The sequence below is a fragment of the Trinickia dinghuensis genome (genome assembly GCF_003367175.1).
Classification (GTDB): domain Bacteria; phylum Pseudomonadota; class Gammaproteobacteria; order Burkholderiales; family Burkholderiaceae; genus Trinickia; species Trinickia dinghuensis.
In genome coordinates this window covers 34,145-51,365 of record NZ_QRGA01000025.1, presented here as the reverse complement: position 1 = coordinate 51,365, position 17,221 = coordinate 34,145, and the positions used below count along the sequence as shown (strand labels likewise).

The following is a 17,221-nucleotide window of genomic DNA, read 5'->3' as shown; positions in this document are numbered from 1 at the left end:
CATTGACGGCGCCCGTGCGGATGGCACGGGCGCGCGAGAGAAAGGGTATTACAAATTACTCGCCGAGATACGCGGCGCGCACCTTCGGATCGTCGAGCATCTGCTTGGCATCGCCCGACATCGTGACCATGCCGGAGTCCATCACGTAGCCGCGGTTCGCCGCTTGCAATGCCAGACGTGCGTTCTGCTCCACGAGCAGCACCGTCAAGCCTTCCTTGGAAATGTCACGGACGACTTCGAAGATCTTCTCCACCATGATCGGCGACAGACCCATCGAAGGCTCATCGAGCAACAACAACTTCGGACGGCTGATGATCGCGCGCGCCATCGCCAGCATCTGCTGCTCGCCGCCCGAGAGCGTGCCGGCCAGCTGCTTCGCACGTTCCTTCAAGCGCGGGAAGTAGCCGAACATACGATCGACGTCCTTTTGAATGCCGTCGGCGTCGTTGCGCAGGTACGCGCCCATCTGCATGTTTTCCAAGATCGACATGCGCGCAAAAATGCCGCGGCCTTCCGGCACCATCGCCAAGCCCTGCTTGAGCAGCTCATGCGGCTGCACGCCCTTGATCGACTGGCCCATGTACTCGATGTCGCCCGCCGAGTACGCCTTCAGGCCCGTGATGGCCTTCATCGTCGTCGTCTTGCCCGCGCCGTTCGCGCCGATCAGCGTGACCAGCTCGCCCTGCTCGACTTCCATGTCGACACCCTTCACTGCCTGGATGCCGCCGTAATTGACCTGCAGGCCCTTGATTTTCAACATTGCCGTAGCCATCAGTGGACCCCCGCGCCCAGATATGCCTCAATCACCTTCGGATTCTTCTGCACGTCTTGCGGCAGACCTTCGGCGATCACCTTGCCGTAATCGAGCACCGTCATGCGGTTGCACAGGTGCATCACGAGCTTCACGTCGTGTTCGATCAGCAGAATCGTCTTGCCGTCGTCGCGGATCTTCTCCAGAAGACGCGTGAGCTCGACCTTCTCCGTCGCGTTCATACCGGCCGCCGGCTCGTCCAGCGCCAGCAGCTTCGGATCGGTGGCCAGTGCACGGGCAATCTCCAAGCGGCGCTGGTGGCCGTAGGACAAGTTGCGCGCCGTGTAGTCGGCGTACTGCAGCACGCCCACGTAATCGAGCAGCTCGATCGCGCGTTCGCGGATCTCGCGCTCTTCCTTGCGTTCTGCCGGCGTCTGCAGCACGGCGCCGATCAGCCCATGCTTGGTACGCACGTGGCGGCCCACCATCACATTCTCGAGCGCGGTCATGCCGCCGAACAGACGAATATTCTGGAATGTACGGGCGATGCCGGCCTGGGCCACTTGATAGACGGCCGTCGGCGTGTAGTCTTGGCCGTCGAGCTTGAACTCGCCCGAATCGGGCGTGTACAGCCCGGTGATCACGTTGAAGAACGTGGTTTTGCCGGCGCCGTTCGGGCCGATCAGGCCGTAGATCGTGCCTTCCTCGATCTTCAGGCCTACGTCGGACAGGGCTTGCAGGCCACCGAAACGCTTGTTCACGCCGCTGACGGACAAACGAATGCTTTTGTTGCTCATGTGAAATCTCCCCGTCCTATTAAGCGCGCACCGGCTTCTTGGCGTTGCGCTTGGCCAATTTCGCGATCTTGTCCTCATGCTTCGCCGCGGGCCACAGGCCTTCCGAGCGGTACAGCATGATGAGCACCATCGCCAGACCGTACAGCAACTGACGGATCACTTCCGTGTCGATGATCTGATGACCGAACATCCAGTGCTGGAGCGGGCCCATCGTCGAGCGCAGGAATTCCGGGAAGATGGCGAGCAGCACGGCGCCCAGAATCACGCCGGGGATGTGGCCCATGCCGCCGAGCACCACGCAGGCGAGCACGACGACCGATTCCCAGAACGTGAACGACTCGGGCGAGACGAACCCTTGGAAGCCGCCGAACATCGCGCCCGACAAACCGCCGAACGAGGCGCCCATCGCGAACGCGAGCAGCTTCACGTTACGCGTGTTGATGCCCATCGCCTTCGCGGCGATTTCGTCTTCGCGAATCGCGGCCCATGCACGGCCGATACGCGAGTGCTGCAAGCGCGTGCAAACCCAGATCACGAACAGCGAGCACAGCACGAACAGGTAGTAATAGGAGTAGACCGAGGGGAAGTCGAAACCGAACAGCGTATGCGTCTGCGCGAGGTTAAAGCCGGCCACATGCACCGGATCGACACCGGTAATCCCTTGCGGCCCGTTCGTGATGTTCAGCGGACGGTCCAGGTTGTTCATGAAGATCCGGACGATTTCCCCGAAGCCCAACGTCACGATGGCCAGGTAGTCGCCGCGCAGACGCAGCGTCGGTGCGCCGAGCAGCACGCCGAACAACGCGGCCAAGCCCATCGCGACCGGAACGACGATGAAGTACGAGAAGTGCGGACCGTTCGGCCAGATGTTGTGGATCCAGGCGAACTGCTCGGACAGGTGCGGCGAGGTCAAAAGCGCGGCCGTGTAGGCGCCCACCGCGTAGAACGCGATGTAGCCCAAATCCAGCAGGCCGGCGAAGCCGACCACCACGTTAAGACCCAGCGCCAGCATCACGTAGAGCATCGCGAAGTCGAGCACGCGCACCCAGTAGTTGCCGCCGGCCGCGCCGATGATCAGCGGCGCCGCTATGACGAAGATAGCCGTCAGAACACCCACGACGAGCGTTTTCGTGGCATTTTTCTCGGGGATGAGCGTCGTGGACGGCTCGATCGGTTGAATTGAAGTCATTTGCTTTGCTCCTTGCCCTTACGCGCGGTCCGCGACACGTTCGCCGAGCAAGCCCGACGGACGGAAGACCAAGACGATGATCAGCACGATGAATGCGAACACGTCCTGATAGTTACTGCCGAACACGCCACCGGTGAGATTGCCGATGTAGCCGGCGCCCAGCTGTTCGATCAGGCCGAGCACCACACCGCCGACCATCGCGCCGCCGAGGTTGCCGATACCGCCGAGCACCGCTGCCGTGAACGCCTTCATGCCGGGGATGAAGCCCATGTAGAAGTGGACGTTGCCGTACTCGGACGCGATCATCACGCCGGCCAGGGCGGCAAGCGCCGAGCCGAGCATGAAGGTGGCGGAGATCACGAAGTTCGGGTTCACGCCCATCAGGCTGGCGACGCTCGGGTTTTCGGCAATCGCGCGCATCGCACGGCCGAGCTTGGTTTTGTGCACGAGCAGGAGCAGGCCGGCCATGACCAGGAACGCCACCACGATGATCGTGATTTCGGTCATCGAGATCACGGCGCCGACGGTGGTGTCGGTGGCCTTGATCACGTTGATCGGGTCAGTGGAGATCAGTTGCGGGAACGGCAGCGGATTACGCGACCAGATCATCATGGCCAGCGTTTCCAGCAGAATCGACACGCCGATGGCGGTGATCAGCGGGGCCAGGCGCGGTGCGCGGCGCAGCGGCCGGTACGCGGCCCGCTCGATCACGTAGCCGACGATCGCGCACACGACCGCGGCCACCACGAGCCCGATGATCAGGGTGGGGATGTTGCCGAGACCGGGGAAGTGGTTGTGCAGCACGTTGATGGTCGATAGAGCGACCATCGCACCGACCATCAGGACGTCGCCGTGAGCGAAGTTGATGATGCCCAAGATGCCGTACACCATCGTATAGCCCAGTGCGATGATGGCGTAAACGCTACCAAGCACCAGACCGTTGAGGATCTGCTGGATGAAGATATCCATTTAAAGCTCCTTAGCCCGTGCGACTGGATCTTCGCTTTGCGCCCGGTTGTAAGCGGACGGTCGGCAAAAACCGCAACGGCACTGCGGGTACTGATAAAAAAACCGGTAAGGGTCGACCGCCTCACGGATACCGCTGAAGCCGTGATTCGGCGGCAGACCCGGTGAGGCGGATGCAAAAACGGCACCGTCGGGTATCCGGTGCCGTCGCGCTTCCATGCTCCATCACTACACCTTCACGACGTCGAGGACCGCGCGGACGCCGTCCTTGAAGTCGTGACGCGTAATTGGCGTGCGGACGCGGGCTTCGCCATGCTGCGCGAGGTCTGCATCCTGGTGTCGGCCAGCCGGTATCGAACCTGCCGGCAAACCGACGCGATGCCGCCGTGAATCATGCGGGGACGGCATCCCCTTGCCGGCACGCACGCCGCCCGCAAGGATTGTTGCTCCGATTTCGAATGCGGCCTGCGCTGCAGGCAACACACCCGCTGAAAATGTTCCGCCATACCTGCGCGCGCTCGATCGAACGCGCCCGCTGCGGGTGGGGACAGACGCCGGCACCGCCGTGCGCCGAGGCACGAATCGTTGCGAGCGAGCCGGCCGCGCGTGTTCGCAGAACCGCGACGCCGCCTGCATATTGTTTTCTTTGTCCTGACAGAAAGACGCAGGGCGAGCCGCCGACCGCACGGTTTGCCCAAAGGTGACGATAGCCGCCGTCTGATTCGCGGACGCCGCGACGGCCCGTGCCGCGACACCGATGCTCGCCTCGCCGCCCCTCGAGATGCTCGATGCGGCGTAAGCAAACTTGACTTGCATTAACTAGGTCTCCCGCGCCTTGCTCAATACGTTGCCAAAAGGCCCAGGGACCTTGAGGACGCGCGCATTGTAACTCCAATTATCGAACGGCCAATATGCCGAGCCGCCAGGGTTTTCCTGCATTGCAACCTTTTTTTGGGACCCTTATTTGGTGCACGTCGCAACCCAGTTGCGACATTCGCGCATTTATTAGGAGCAACCTTCGCATCTGCCTGTCGGCGGCAAATAAAAAAGCGCGCCGGAGAAGGCGCGCTTTTTAGGAGAAAAATAACGAACTAGGGAAAACCACGAGCATTCGAATCGATTCATGAGCCATCGGCGGAGGCGCATTCGCGCGCCCTCGATCGTTCATCGTCCGATCGTCACTCCGGCAGCGTCAGGCCGCGCGGCAGCGGGAAGGCGATATTCTCTTCGATCCCTTCCAGCGCCCGGACATTGCGCACGCCGAGTTCGCGCAGCCGTCCAATGACGGCTTGGGCGAGCACCTCGGGCGCGGAAGCGCCGGCCGTCACGCCGATGCGCAGCTTACCCTCGACCCAAGCGGGTTCGATCTGATCGGGCGAATCCACCATATAGGCGGGCACGCCGCGCTTTTCGGCAACTTCGCGCAGCCGGTTCGAATTCGAGCTATTCGGACTGCCGACGACGATCACGACGTCGCACTGCGGCGCCATGAACTTGACCGCATCCTGCCGGTTCTGCGTCGCATAGCAGATGTCCTGCTTCTTCGGCTCGCGAATCTGCGGGAAGCGCTCTTTCAGCGCCGCGATGATGTCGGCGGCATCGTCGACCGACAGTGTCGTCTGGGTGACGAAGGCGATGCGGGCCGCGTCGTCGACGTCGAGGGCATTGACGTCCTCGATGCTTTCGACGAGATACATACCCTCGCCGCATTGCCCCATCGTCCCCTCCACCTCGGGGTGCCCCTTGTGGCCGATCATGACGATGTCGAGTCCTTCCTGGCGCATCTTCGCCACCTCGATATGCACCTTCGTGACGAGCGGACAGGTCGCGTCGTAAATGCGCAGCCCGCGAGTCTCCGCTTCCTCGCGCACCGCTTTCGAGACGCCGTGCGCGCTGAAGATCACCGTACTGCCCGAAGGGACTTCCTCGAGCATCTCGATGAAGACGGCGCCCTTCTTGCGCAAATCCTCGACCACGTAAGCGTTGTGAACGATCTCGTGGCGGACGTAGATCGGCGCGCCGAACAGCTTGATTGCGCGTTCGACGATCTCGATGGCCCGATCGACCCCCGCGCAAAAGCCGCGCGGCTGGGCGAGCAGGATTTCCGCCTCTGCAGCGGCGAGAGAAGTATCCGTGAGGCTCATGTCTACAGAATTCCGATGATATGCACTTCGAACGTCAGCGCCTGGCCGGCAAGCGGGTGGTTGAAGTCGAACAACGCCGACGTTTCGCCGATTTCCTTGAGCACGCCCGCATAGCGGCCGCCGCTCGGCGCGTTGAACTCGATCAGGTCGCCCGGAGCGAAATCCTCGCCGATCATGCCGTTCTCGCGCAGCGTGGCGAGCGAGACGCGTTGGATGAGTTCGGGATTGCGCTGACCGAACCCCGCGCCTTCGGCTAGCCGGAAGGTCGAATGGTCGCCCGTTTTCATCCCCACGAGAATGTCTTCGAGCGGCTCGGCCAGCTGCCCGGCGCCGATCAGCAGCGTGGCTGGCTTGTCGCCGAAGGTGTTCACGATGTCGGCGCCATCGGCGAGTGCAAGCCGGTAGTGAAGCGTGACGTGCGAGCCGGCTTTCACTTCTGAAATATCGATGATGCTCATGGAGTAGCTCGTTGGGCAAACGCGACTTGTGCGTCGCGCGAAGGCCGCATCGGGAGGAATCGCAAGCCGGGCGGACGGACGAACCGCCGCGCCATATATATATGGCCGCCCGAGTACCGACGCCCTGCGGATCGCCGCCCGACGCAAAGGCTCCATTGTAAAACACCTCGCGCCGGGTAGCGCGCGCCTTAGGGGCGCGCCGTCCGCCCCGCTCGAAAACGGCCCTTGGGAGATGCGCAGATGCTAGATCTAGACGGTTCGATCCTCGATTCGACACCCGCTCGGGCCCCGGCGGCGCCCGAGCCCGCGCGCCGCCCCCGCACGGGCGTTGTGCGCGACATGCCGCGCGAGCGGCTCTTCGGCGCCGGTCCGGCGGCCCTGTCCGACACCGAACTCGTGGCGATCTTTCTCGGCACGGGGCTGCCCGGCTACGACGTCTTCGACGTCGCGCGCTCGCTGCTCGAGCGCTTCGGCTCGCTGCGCGCGATGCTCGACGCCACGCCGGCCGATTTCGACGGCATGCGCGGAATCGGGCCGGCGAAGACGGCCGTGCTGCTCGCCGTGGTCGAAATGGCGCGCCGCGCCCTGGCCGAACAAGCGCGCGAGCAGCCGCTCATCGATTCGACGTCCGCCGTGCACGATTACGTGCGGCTGCTCATCGGCTCCCGGCCGTACGAGGTGTTCGTCTGCCTCTACCTCGATGCGCGCCATCGCCTGATCGACACGGAGGAAACCTCGCGCGGCTCGCTCACGCGCCTGGCCGTCTATCCGCGCGAGATCGTGCGCCGCGCGCTCGACACGAACGCCGCGAGCCTGATCGTCGCGCATAATCACCCGTCCGGGGCGGTCAAGCCGAGCGCGAGCGACCGTCAGCTCACGCAAGTGCTGCGCGAGGCGCTTGCGCTGATCGACGTGCGGCTCGTCGATCATCTGGTGGTCGGATGCCACGACGTCTTTTCGTTCGCGCACGCCGGCTGGCTCTGAGCGCCGTCCCCGATGCGCCGGCCGAGCCCCTGCCGCGGCGAATCCGCCACGCCCATCGCACACGGGCGCAAATTCGGTTTGATTTTTCGGCAGTTTTTCTGCTAGAATCGCCGTCTGCCTGTTTCCAACCCCGTTCAGAAGCTTGGGGGGAGGTCGCCGCGACCGGTTGCTGATCGGCTTCTCGTGCCCACGTTGTCACTTTGGGCCGCCCGCCATCAATCATCTATCGCTTTCACGCGGCTTAGCTTATCGGGGCAACGCGCCATATGGCGTACGTCCCGAACATGCTAGGAACGGCGAGATAAGCGGCGGTGTCGACCTTTCCTGTTAGGCCCGACCCAGGCTTGAACCCCGAATTTAAGCGTTTTAGGAGTGCTCTCATATGGCACGCGTATGCCAAGTAACTGGGAAAGCGCCGATGAGCGGCAACAACGTTTCCCACGCGAACAACAAGACGAAGCGGCGCTTCCTGCCGAACCTGCAATACCGCCGTTTCTGGGTGGAAAGCGAGAATCGTTTCGTGCGTCTGCGCGTTTCGAACGCCGGTCTGCGCCTCATCGATAAGAACGGCATCGATTCCGTGCTCGCAGATCTGCGCGCGCGCGGCGAAATCTAAGGAGTAAGTCATGGCCAAAGGCGCACGCGACAAGATCAAGCTGGAGTCGACCGCAGGCACGGGTCACTTCTACACGACCACGAAGAACAAGCGCAACATGCCGGAAAAGATGGAGATCATGAAGTTCGATCCCGTCGCCCGCAAGCATGTGGCGTACAAGGAAACGAAGATCAAGTAATCGGTTTCCTCTTCGGGCTCCCATGCTCGATGACACCAAAAGCCCCGCCGCGTGCGGGGCTTTTTGCTTCGTGCGCTACCCGTTCGGCATGCCGGCGGGGTATCCTCACTGGCTTACCCGCGCGTTTTCAATCAGCTGCAAGCGCAAGCGGGACTGGGGACAAAGGATCTTGCACACATGAATTTCGACGTCGTAATCGTAGGCAGCGGGCTCGCGGGCCTGACCGTCGCATTGAATCTCGCCGAAAAGCGGCGTGTTGCCGTGATCGCCAAGCGGTCGATGAACGAGGGTGCGAGCGATTGGGCACAAGGCGGGATCGCCGCGGTGCTCGACTCGGCCGACAGCGTCGAAAACCATGTCAACGACACGCTCGTGGCCGGCGGTGGCCTGTGCGACGAGGGCGCCACGCGCTATATCGTCGAACACGGCCGTGCGGCGATCGAATGGCTGATCGCCCAAGGCGTCCCGTTCACGCGCGACGATGCCGCGGAACTCGGCTTCCATCTGACGCGCGAAGGCGGCCACAGCCACCGACGCATCATTCACGCGGCCGATGCCACGGGCCACGCCGTCGTCGCGACGCTGTCCGAGCGCGTGCGCTCGCATCCGAACATCACGCTGCTGGAAGACCACTACGCGATCGACCTCATCACATCGGATCGACTCGGCCTCCCGGGCCGGCGCTGCCACGGCCTCTACGCGCTCGATTTGGCCAGCGGCCGCACGGTCACGCTCGAGGCGCCGCATACGATCCTCGCCACGGGCGGCGCCGGCAAGGTCTATTTGTATACGACGAACCCCGACACCGCGACGGGCGACGGCATCGCGATGGCGTGGCGGGCGGGCTGCCGCGTGTCGAACATGGAATTCATTCAATTCCATCCCACGTGCCTGTTCCACCCGTATGCGAAGTCGTTCTTGATCACAGAGGCAGTGCGCGGCGAAGGCGGCAAACTCGTTTTGCCGGACGGCACGCGCTTCATGCCCGCCCACGACGAGCGCGCCGAACTGGCGCCGCGCGACATCGTCGCGCGCGCGATCGACTTCGAGATCAAGAAGCGCGGCATCGACTGCGTCTACCTCGACATCAGCCACCAGCCGGCGGCATTCCTCGAAGAGCATTTCCCGACGATCCTCGCGCGCTGCCTCGAATTCGGCATCGATATCAGGAAGGATCCGATTCCGGTTGTGCCGGCCGCGCACTACACGTGCGGCGGCGTGGTCACGGACCTGGCCGGGCGCACCGACTTGGCCGGCCTTTATGCCGTCGGCGAAACATCCTGCACGGGCCTGCATGGCGCGAATCGGCTTGCCAGCAACTCGCTGCTCGAATGCCTCGTCATCGGCCGTTCGGCAGCCGAGACGATCGAGCGCGACGGCTTCGAGCCCGCCGGCCATGCGCCGCTGCCCGATTGGGACGAGAGCCGAGTGTCCGATCCGGACGAGGAAGTCGTCGTTGCCCACAACTGGGACGAACTGCGCCGGCTCATGTGGAATTACGTCGGCATCGTGCGGACCGACAAACGCCTGATTCGCGCCAAGCATCGCATCGGGCTGCTGCGCGACGAAATTCAGGAGTACTACGCGAATTTCAAGGTGAGCCGGGATTTGCTCGAGCTGCGCAATCTCGTCGATGTCGCCTCTTTGATCGTCGAGAGCGCCCGCTCGCGCCGCGAGAGCCGCGGCCTGCACTTCTCCCGCGATTGGCCGTCCGCGCTGCCCAAGGCATTGCCGACGGTCCTCCAGCCTAAACGCGTACCCAACCGGAAGATCTGAGCGAAGCGCTTTCCTCGAGCGGCGTAGCGCCTTGACGGCATCGAGCCGACTCTTACAAGCGATAGGCAATGCGCGTCAGATCAAGCGCATCGAATAATCGGTCGCGCGCACATCTTTCGTCAGCGCCCCGATGGAGATGCGGTCGACTCCGGTCTCGGCGATCGTGCGCACGGTATCGAAGTTGACGCCGCCCGACACTTCGAGCAGTGCGCGCCCCGCCGTCAGCTTGACGGCATCGCGCATCGCCTCGAACGAAAAGTTATCGAGCAGAATCGATTCGGCGCGGTGCGCGAGCGCCGATTCGAGTTGCGCGAGCGTCTCGACTTCGATCTGAATCGACACGCCCGCGTCGAGCGCATAGGCCGCGTCCAGGGCCGCTCCGACACCGCCGGCCGCGGCAATGTGGTTCTCCTTGATCAGAATGCCGTCGTAAAGCGCGAGACGATGGTTCGCGCCGCCGCCCACACGCACGGCATACTTCTGCGCGAGCCGCAGCCCCGGCAGCGTCTTGCGCGTGTCGAGAACCTGCGCGCGTGTGCCCGCCACGGCATCGACATAGCGGCGCGTGGCCGTCGCGACACCCGAGAGCAGTTGCAGGAAATTCAGGCCGTTGCGCTCGGCCGTCAGCAGCGAACGCGCCGGCCCGCGCAGGAAGCAAACGGGTGAATCGGCCGCCATCACGTCGCCCTCGCGGTAGCGCCAGTCGATTTCGATCGACGGGTCGACCCGCCGCATCACGGCGACGAACCAAGGCACACCGCACAGCACGGCTTCCTCGCGCACGAGAACGCGCGCATCGCGAATCGAATCAGCCGGCACGAGCAGCCCCGTGCGATCGCCGTCGCCGACGTCCTCCGCCAGCGCGTCCGCAACGTTGCGTTCGAGCGCCGCATCGAATGCCGCCCCGTAACGCGCGCGAATCTCGGCGAAAAGCGGCGATACGGCGCCGTCACTCAACGTAGCTTGTTGCACAGTCATACGCTCCGATGTTCATTTGCCGCATGCGGCCGGCGGGCCACCGCGGCATGCGAATAGGTTGTTGTAAATGCGGAAGGCCGCTCGCTTCAGGCCGCGCCGACGTTGGCGAACAGCGCGGTATCGCGCGCCAGATCGCCGCTCGTTCGAACGCGCTTCTTGTGAGCCGCGGCGAACGCGAGCATCCGATCGATCGGCTGGCGAGCGCGCTCGCCAATGGATGCATCGACGAAGATCTCGTTGTGGCCGCGCTCGAGCACGTCGACCAAGTTCGCGAGCCCGTTCATCGCCATCCACGGGCAATGCGCGCAGCTCTTGCAGGTCGCGCTGTTGCCGGCCGTCGGCGCGGCGATGAACGTCTTGCCGGGCGCGGCAAGCTGCATCTTGTGCAAGATGCCGAGATCGGTGGCGACGATGAAGTGCGTCGCGTCCAAACGCACGGCCGCATCGATCAGTTGAGTGGTCGAACCGACGACGTCGGCCTGCGCCACCACGCTCGCGGGCGATTCGGGGTGCACGAGCACCTTGACGCCGGGGTGTTCGGCCCGCAGCAAATCGAGTTCGATGCTCTTGAACTCGTCGTGAACGAGGCACGAGCCCTGCCACAGCAGCATGTCGGCGCCCGTCTTCTGCTGAATGTAATGGCCCAGATGGCGGTCGGGCGCCCAGAGAATCTTTTCGCCCTGCGCATGCAGGTGCGCGACGATCTCGAGACCGATCGAAGACGTCACCATCCAATCGGCTCTCGCCTTCACGGCGGCACTCGTATTCGCGTAGACGACGACGGTGCGATCGGGGTGCGCATCGCAAAACGCAGAGAATTCGTCCGCGGGGCAACCCAGATCGAGCGAGCACGTCGCGTCGAGATCGGGCATCAGAATGCGCTTGCCGGGGCTCAGTATCTTTGCCGTCTCGCCCATGAACCGCACGCCCGCCACAACAAGCGTTTGCGCCTCGTGATCGCGCCCGAAGCGCGCCATCTCGAGCGAATCGGCGACGCAGCCGCCCGTTTCGTCGGCCAGCTCTTGCAACTCCGCATCGACGTAGTAATGGGCGACGAGTACGGCTTTTTCCCGCTCGAGCAGCTCGCGCACGCGCGCCTTCAGCCGCGTACGTTCCTCAGGCGTCGGTGCCGGCGGCACTTTCGCCCAAGCGTGGCCGACGCCGCAGACGGCGCCGCCCTGCGGCTTGTCGAATTCGACGGTTTTGATGGCCGGATCCATCCTGTTCTCCTCTAGTCGGCCTGGCGGCGTTGGCCTCTCGCCTGGCGATCGAGGTGAGCCGAGCGCATTACAAGGGCCCAAAAAAGCAACACCCCGCCAAACGCGGGGTGTGTGACGTAGCGAAATTTTAATGGATTTCGCGTTTCGGCGTGCTTAGGTGCTTAGGGACTTAAGCGTACCGGCGCAGGCGCATCGCGAACTCCTGCAGCGCCTTGATGCCGCTTTGCTCGGCCCGATGGCACCAATCCTGGAGCTGGACCAGCAGTTGTTCGCGCGAAGCGTTCGAACGCTCCCAAATCGCGCTCAGATCGTTGCGCAATTCGATGAAGGTGCGCAGGGTTTGACTATCGGCGAAGAGTTCGGGCAGCTGGCGCTTCTGCGGCTCGTCGAGCCCCGCTTCGTCCTTGTGGAACCACGTGCGCGCACCGCGCATCAGCTGATACTTTTCGCGCGAGCCGATTTCCTTCAGACGCACGAGCTCTTGGCGATAGGCCCGCTTGACCGTCTTGCCATAGCGCGCCATCACTTCGTAGCGGTTGCTCAGCACGGCCTGCAGCGTTTCTTGATCGAGCACGAGCTTGCGCGCGGCCAGTCGCGGCGTGGGGGCCACCTTCTTGACCTTCGCGAGCCCGACGGCCGACATCAGGCGGATATAGAGCCAGCCGATGTCGAACTCGTACCACTTGTTGGACAGCTTTGCCGACGTGGCGAACGTATGGTGATTGTTGTGGAGCTCCTCTCCGCCGATGATGATGCCCCACGGGAAGATGTTCGTGCTCGCATCGGCCGAATTGAAGTTGCGGTAGCCCCAGAAGTGCGCGAGCCCGTTGACGACGCCGGCCGCCCAGAACGGAATCCAGATCATCTGCACGGCCCACACCGACAGCCCGACGATGCCGAACAGCGCGACGTCGATCACCATCATGATGCTCACGCCGAGAATCGGATAGCGCGTGTAGAGGTTGCGCTCCATCCAGTCGTTCGGGGTGCCGTGGCCGAAGCGGCGCAGCGTCTCTTCGTTCTTGGCCTCGGCGCGGTAGAGTTCCGCGCCTTCGAGCAGCACCTTCCAGATGCCGCGCGTCTGCGGGCTATGCGGATCTTCCTCGGTCTCGCACTTCGCGTGGTGCTTGCGGTGGATCGACGCCCACTGCCCCGTCAGCATGCCCGTGCTCATCCAGAGCCAGAAGCGGAAGAAGTGGCTCGCGATCGGATGCAGATCGAGCGCGCGGTGCGCCTGACAGCGGTGCAAATACACGGTCACGCCGATGATCGTCACGTGCGTGAACGCGAGCGCGAACAGCACGATCTGCCACCAGGAGCAGCGAAGGAAACCGTGGGCGAGAAAATCGAGAAGGGCGTTCAGCAAGGTGTTCTACCTGTATTGCAGCGATACCCGGCTCGGCGGCGGGTGTCAAAAAGTTGAAAGCAGGCTTTCAAAGCTGAGCGGCATTCTACTGCAACCGCCGCAAGTATTTGTAACAAATAAGATTTTGCCCGATGCGCGGCCACAACGGCCACCCGTGTTTATCCCGAATAAAGGCGGGCGCGGGCACACTGCGGCCGATCGCCGCAAGGGTGACATCACACGCCTGCCGCCCCATCCCGAGCGAGTCCCGTGCCCGGAACGGCCGCGGGCTCCCCCGCGGTTTGGATTTGCGTTTGGGCTTGGGCCACGCCGATCACCGGATCCCGCCCCATTTCCACTGCACCGCCGACCGCGGCCGGCAATCCGCCGACGAGCCGGATGTCGCGCCGCGCATAGGGAATCGAAATGCCGTTTTCGTTGAAGAGCCGCCAGATATTGAGGTTGACCGTCGAGCGGGTGCCGGCCGTGCCCTTGGCCGCCTCCTCGATCCAAAAGCCGAGTTCGAGATTGATGCCGTCGGAACCGAAGCCGGCCAGATAAGCCGCCGGCGCCGGATCGACGAGCACGCGCTCCACCCCGCGTGCCGCGTCGACGAGCAGCGCCATCGCGCGCTCGAGATCGGACGTGTAGGCGATCTGCACGGTCGCCTTCGCATAGCCGCGCGTCAGGTACGACGAATGGTTCTGCACGACATCGGTGATGAGCTTCTCGTTCGGAATCAAGGTCTCGATGCCGTCGAGGCCGCGCACCGTCGTGTAGCGCGTGCGGATCTCGGTCACCTGGCCCCGCAGGCCGGAGACGTCGATCGTGTCGCCGATCCGCAGCGACCGGTCGATCAGGATGATGAAGCCCGACACGTAGTTGCTCGCCACCTTCTGCAGCCCGAAGCCTAGCCCGACGCCGAGCGCGCCGCCGAACACACCAAGCACCGTGATGTCGATGCCGACGAGCGAAAAGCTGATGAGCACCGCGGCGAGCAGCAGCAATGCCCGCCCGAGGCGCGAGAGGACGACCTTCAGATTCGCGTCGATCGAATGCGCCCGCATCACGCGATCCTCGTACACGGATCCGAGCCAGAACGCGAAGATCACCGTGGCGCAGACCCACATCAGGCCGGTCGTCAACGAGAGCAGCGTCATGTGCGCGGTGCCGACGCGGAATCGCACCGACGCCATCCAGTGCAGCACTTCGTCCTGGATGCCGAGCACGGTGATGACCATACCGGCCCAAACGAGGACGGAAACGAGTTTTTCGGTGATCGAGAGCCAGGCGTGGGCCTGCCCCGAGCGCGAAAACGAGCGGCGCGCGATGAAAAAGACGATGTAGATCAACGCGATGCCGATCAGCGGCACGAGCGCGAGTTCGAGCAGCGAGGTCGACATGTAATCGTCGAGCGCGGTCTGCGCGATCCAAACGAGCAAGCCCCCGAGCAGCGGGAACAACGCTTTATGCAGGCTTTCGGCGCCGAAGCGCGCCGCTTCGTGCCGGGCCAGCCGGCGCGAATCGAGCATGCGGCGCACGAGCCGCGCGAGCAGCCACGCCACGAACAAGGTCCCGAGCAGCGTGCCGGCCTGCCAGATCATCACGGGCTGACCGTAATCGCGAACGATGCCGGCCAGCATATGGGAGAGGATACGGTTCTGCGTCATCGATCAAGCTTGCGCACGGCGCTCCAGGACGGCCGCGAAGAAGCCGTCGGTCGCATGCCGGTGCGGCCAGAGCGAGAGGTAATCGCCCATTTCGAGTTCGATCCGCTGCTCGGCGAGCACCTTGCCGGCGGGAAGCAGCACGAAATCGGGGTGATCCGCGAGGAACCGCGCGACGATCGATTCGTTCTCGGCCTCCAGCATGCTGCAGGTTGCATAGACGAGGCGTCCGCCCGACTTCACGAGACGAGCCGCGCTGGCGAGGATCGAGCCCTGCTTCGGCACCAGTTCCTCGACCGAAGCCGGGCTCTGGCGCCACTTCAAGTCGGGATTGCGGCGCAGCGTGCCGAGGCCGCTGCACGGCGCATCGACGAGCACGCGGTCGATCTTGCCGGCCAGGCGTTTGATCTTCGCGTCATGCTCGCTGTCGATGAGCACCGGGTGAACGTTGGACAAGCCGCTGCGCGCAAGCCGCGGCTTGAGCTTGGCCAAGCGCCGATCGGAGACGTCGAACGCATAGAGCCGCCCCGTGGAGCGCATCGCCGCGCCGAGCGCGAGCGTCTTGCCGCCGGCACCCGCGCAGAAATCGACGATCATTTCGCCACGGCGTGGGGCCACGAGCGCGCACAGCAACTGGCTGCCTTCGTCCTGCACTTCGATCCAGCCGTCCTCGAACGGCTTGAGCTTGGTCAGCGCCGGCTTGCCCGCCACGCGCACGCCGAGCTGCGCGAACGGCGTCGCGCCCGCGTCGATCCCGGCCGCTTGGAGCGCGTCGAGCACCTGCTCGCGGCTCGCCTTGATGGGATTGGCGCGCAGATCGAGCGGCGCCGGGTAGTTGAGCGCGGCGGCCAGCTTGGCCAGCTCCTCGGCGTCGAACCGCTTGGAAAGCGCTTCGACGATCCAATCGGGCAGGTTCGTGCGCACGCGCAGCGGCAGGCTGGCCGGATCGATCTTCGCCACGTGCTCGAGCCAAGCGGCTTCCGGCTCGGAAACGAACGGCAAGAGCGCCGCGCGGCCGGCCGTCTGCATGAGGCCGAGCAGCGCCAGGCGCCGGGTCGGGCTGCCGCTGCCGCTCTCGGCCAGATGCGCGAACTCCATGCGCCGGCGCAGCACGGCGAACACGGCCTCGGCGATGATGCCGCGCTCGCCGTGGCCGAGCTTCGGATGGGCGCGGAAAAAGCGGCTCGTGGTGGCATCGGCCGGTCCCGTGAACTTCAGGACCTCGGCGAGCAGCGTCTCGGTCTGGCCGATCAAAAAACCATGCAGCGCGGAATCGCGCTTGCCGCCGGCACCGGTACGGCCCGGGGCTTGCCCGCCTCTCGGCCCACCTTTGTGCAAACTCTTCGACGAGGCTTTCGACGCACCACCCGCCGAGCCTTTCGACGTGCCTTTCTCTTTGTTCTTCATGTTCTTCATAGGGCCGTCCCTTGCTTATCCGTTATCCGAGAAAAACCATTGCGGTTCGGGCGGCGTCACGGCCACCCGCAGCCCCGCCAGCGTCAAGCGATCTTCAACGAACCAGCGCACGGCGCGCGGGTAGATGACGTGCTCGACGGCAAGCAGGCGCGCGGCCAGCGAGCCGGCGTCGTCGGCCGCCGTGACCGGAATGGCCCCTTGCACGACGATCGGGCCGTGATCGAGCTCGGGCGTCACGAAATGCACGGTGGCACCATGCAGCGCAACGCCCGCTTCGAGCGCGCGCTCGTGGGTGCGCAGCCCCGGAAAGCTCGGCAGCAGCGACGGGTGGACGTTCAGCATTCGGCCGGCGTAACGTTCGACAAACGCCGACGTCAGCACGCGCATGAAGCCCGCCAACACGACGAGATCGGGGGAGAAGCCGTCGATCGCATCGGCGAGGGCGGCATCGAACGCTTCACGATCGGCGAAGCCGCCGTGTTCGACCACGGCCGTCTCGATGCCTTGCGCGGCCGCGAACGCGAGCCCGGCGGCATCGCGCCGGTTCGAGACGACGGCGGCGATGCGCGCCGGCCAGCGCTCGGCGGCGCAGGCGCGTACGATAGCTTCCATGTTGCTGCCGCGCCCGGAAATCAAAATCACGATATTTTTCATCCGGCGATTTTATCACCCGGGGGGCTCGCCAAAGCCGCGCGCCGCCGCGCCCGGCCCCGAGCGTTTATAATCTTTTGCTTTG

16 protein-coding genes are annotated in these 17,221 nt (G+C 64.1%); 4 read left to right on the top strand and 12 right to left on the bottom strand.

Translation table 11 applies throughout. The annotated features are described in order from the left end of the window. Positions 1–55: 55 nt before the first annotated feature. The 6 genes from DWV00_RS31625 to DWV00_RS31595 form a co-directional block, all read right to left on the bottom strand. Positions 56–772, bottom strand: coding sequence for an ABC transporter ATP-binding protein (locus tag DWV00_RS31625; RefSeq protein ID WP_115537560.1), 717 nt, complete (start codon positions 770–772; stop codon positions 56–58). Beyond that, positions 772–1,548, bottom strand: coding sequence for an ABC transporter ATP-binding protein (locus tag DWV00_RS31620; RefSeq protein ID WP_115537559.1), 777 nt, complete (start codon positions 1,546–1,548; stop codon positions 772–774). The genes DWV00_RS31625 and DWV00_RS31620 overlap by 1 nt, the downstream gene beginning before the upstream one ends. 19 nt (positions 1,549–1,567) lie before the next feature. Further along, positions 1,568–2,737 (bottom strand): ABC transporter permease subunit, encoded by a 1,170-nt coding sequence (locus DWV00_RS31615; protein ID WP_115537558.1) that lies wholly within the window; start codon positions 2,735–2,737, stop codon positions 1,568–1,570. A gap of 18 nt (positions 2,738–2,755) precedes the next feature. Next, on the bottom strand, positions 2,756–3,706 hold the full coding sequence (locus tag DWV00_RS31610; RefSeq protein ID WP_115537557.1) for a branched-chain amino acid ABC transporter permease: 951 nt from the start codon (positions 3,704–3,706) through the stop codon (positions 2,756–2,758). Between the two features lie 1,175 nt (positions 3,707–4,881). After that, positions 4,882–5,847: a 4-hydroxy-3-methylbut-2-enyl diphosphate reductase gene (gene ispH, locus DWV00_RS31600; RefSeq protein ID WP_115537555.1), complete on the bottom strand. Its 966-nt coding sequence runs from the start codon at positions 5,845–5,847 to the stop codon at positions 4,882–4,884. 2 nt (positions 5,848–5,849) lie between these two features. Continuing rightward, positions 5,850–6,305, bottom strand: coding sequence for an FKBP-type peptidyl-prolyl cis-trans isomerase (locus DWV00_RS31595; protein WP_115537554.1), 456 nt, complete (start codon positions 6,303–6,305; stop codon positions 5,850–5,852). A gap of 240 nt (positions 6,306–6,545) precedes the next feature. On the opposite strand from DWV00_RS31595, the gene radC reads away from it, so the two are divergent. From radC to nadB, 4 genes are all read left to right on the top strand, one after another. Next, positions 6,546–7,289, top strand: a complete 744-nt coding sequence (gene radC / locus DWV00_RS31590) for a RadC family protein (protein WP_115537553.1) — start codon at positions 6,546–6,548, stop codon at positions 7,287–7,289. Between the two features lie 382 nt (positions 7,290–7,671). Then, the gene (gene rpmB, locus DWV00_RS31585) at positions 7,672–7,905 is read left to right on the top strand and encodes a 50S ribosomal protein L28 (protein WP_115537552.1); all 234 of its coding nucleotides are present in this window, start codon (positions 7,672–7,674) and stop codon (positions 7,903–7,905) included. 10 nt (positions 7,906–7,915) lie between these two features. Further along, positions 7,916–8,083 (top strand): 50S ribosomal protein L33, encoded by a 168-nt coding sequence (gene rpmG, locus DWV00_RS31580; protein ID WP_004185395.1) that lies wholly within the window; start codon positions 7,916–7,918, stop codon positions 8,081–8,083. Positions 8,084–8,260: 177 nt separating this feature from the next. Beyond that, entirely contained in the window at positions 8,261–9,859 is a 1,599-nt protein-coding gene (gene nadB, locus DWV00_RS31575) for an L-aspartate oxidase (protein ID WP_115537551.1), read from the top strand. Between the two features lie 75 nt (positions 9,860–9,934). On the opposite strand, the gene nadC is transcribed toward nadB, so the two are convergent. The 6 genes from nadC to purN all read right to left on the bottom strand — a co-directional run bounded on the left by nadC (position 9,935) and on the right by purN (position 17,139). Next, positions 9,935–10,837, bottom strand: coding sequence for a carboxylating nicotinate-nucleotide diphosphorylase (gene nadC, locus DWV00_RS31570; RefSeq protein ID WP_115537550.1), 903 nt, complete (start codon positions 10,835–10,837; stop codon positions 9,935–9,937). Between the two features lie 86 nt (positions 10,838–10,923). Then, the gene (gene nadA, locus DWV00_RS31565) at positions 10,924–12,057 is read right to left on the bottom strand and encodes a quinolinate synthase NadA (protein ID WP_115537549.1); all 1,134 of its coding nucleotides are present in this window, start codon (positions 12,055–12,057) and stop codon (positions 10,924–10,926) included. Positions 12,058–12,226: 169 nt separating this feature from the next. After that, a complete protein-coding gene (locus tag DWV00_RS31560) occupies positions 12,227–13,423 on the bottom strand; it encodes a DesA family fatty acid desaturase (RefSeq protein ID WP_115537548.1) in 1,197 nt (398 codons plus the stop codon). 215 nt (positions 13,424–13,638) lie between these two features. Continuing rightward, entirely contained in the window at positions 13,639–15,072 is a 1,434-nt protein-coding gene (locus tag DWV00_RS31555; RefSeq protein ID WP_245965117.1) for a mechanosensitive ion channel family protein, read from the bottom strand. Positions 15,073–15,075: 3 nt separating this feature from the next. Continuing rightward, positions 15,076–16,476: an RsmB/NOP family class I SAM-dependent RNA methyltransferase gene (locus DWV00_RS31550; RefSeq protein ID WP_115537576.1), complete on the bottom strand. Its 1,401-nt coding sequence runs from the start codon at positions 16,474–16,476 to the stop codon at positions 15,076–15,078. A 24-nt stretch (positions 16,477–16,500) separates the two neighbouring features. Further along, entirely contained in the window at positions 16,501–17,139 is a 639-nt protein-coding gene (purN, locus tag DWV00_RS31545; RefSeq protein ID WP_115537575.1) for a phosphoribosylglycinamide formyltransferase, read from the bottom strand. Positions 17,140–17,221 lie beyond the last annotated feature (82 nt).

Bases quoted from the DNA above. Each gene is read 5' to 3' on its own strand.
- DWV00_RS31625 (WP_115537560.1), bottom strand. From the start codon at position 772: ATGGCTACGGCAATGTTGAAAATCAAGGGCCTGCAGGTCAATTACGGC.
- DWV00_RS31620 (WP_115537559.1), bottom strand. From the start codon at position 1,548: ATGAGCAACAAAAGCATTCGTTTGTCCGTCAGCGGCGTGAACAAGCGT.
- DWV00_RS31615 (WP_115537558.1), bottom strand. From the start codon at position 2,737: ATGACTTCAATTCAACCGATCGAGCCGTCCACGACGCTCATCCCCGAG.
- DWV00_RS31610 (WP_115537557.1), bottom strand. From the start codon at position 3,706: ATGGATATCTTCATCCAGCAGATCCTCAACGGTCTGGTGCTTGGTAGC.
- ispH (WP_115537555.1), bottom strand. From the start codon at position 5,847: ATGAGCCTCACGGATACTTCTCTCGCCGCTGCAGAGGCGGAAATCCTG.
- DWV00_RS31595 (WP_115537554.1), bottom strand. From the start codon at position 6,305: ATGAGCATCATCGATATTTCAGAAGTGAAAGCCGGCTCGCACGTCACG.
- radC (WP_115537553.1), top strand. From the start codon at position 6,546: ATGCTAGATCTAGACGGTTCGATCCTCGATTCGACACCCGCTCGGGCC.
- rpmB (WP_115537552.1), top strand. From the start codon at position 7,672: ATGGCACGCGTATGCCAAGTAACTGGGAAAGCGCCGATGAGCGGCAAC.
- rpmG (WP_004185395.1), top strand. From the start codon at position 7,916: ATGGCCAAAGGCGCACGCGACAAGATCAAGCTGGAGTCGACCGCAGGC.
- nadB (WP_115537551.1), top strand. From the start codon at position 8,261: ATGAATTTCGACGTCGTAATCGTAGGCAGCGGGCTCGCGGGCCTGACC.
- nadC (WP_115537550.1), bottom strand. From the start codon at position 10,837: ATGACTGTGCAACAAGCTACGTTGAGTGACGGCGCCGTATCGCCGCTT.
- nadA (WP_115537549.1), bottom strand. From the start codon at position 12,057: ATGGATCCGGCCATCAAAACCGTCGAATTCGACAAGCCGCAGGGCGGC.
- DWV00_RS31555 (WP_245965117.1), bottom strand. From the start codon at position 15,072: ATGACGCAGAACCGTATCCTCTCCCATATGCTGGCCGGCATCGTTCGC.
- DWV00_RS31550 (WP_115537576.1), bottom strand. From the start codon at position 16,476: ATGAAGAACAAAGAGAAAGGCACGTCGAAAGGCTCGGCGGGTGGTGCG.
- purN (WP_115537575.1), bottom strand. From the start codon at position 17,139: ATGAAAAATATCGTGATTTTGATTTCCGGGCGCGGCAGCAACATGGAA.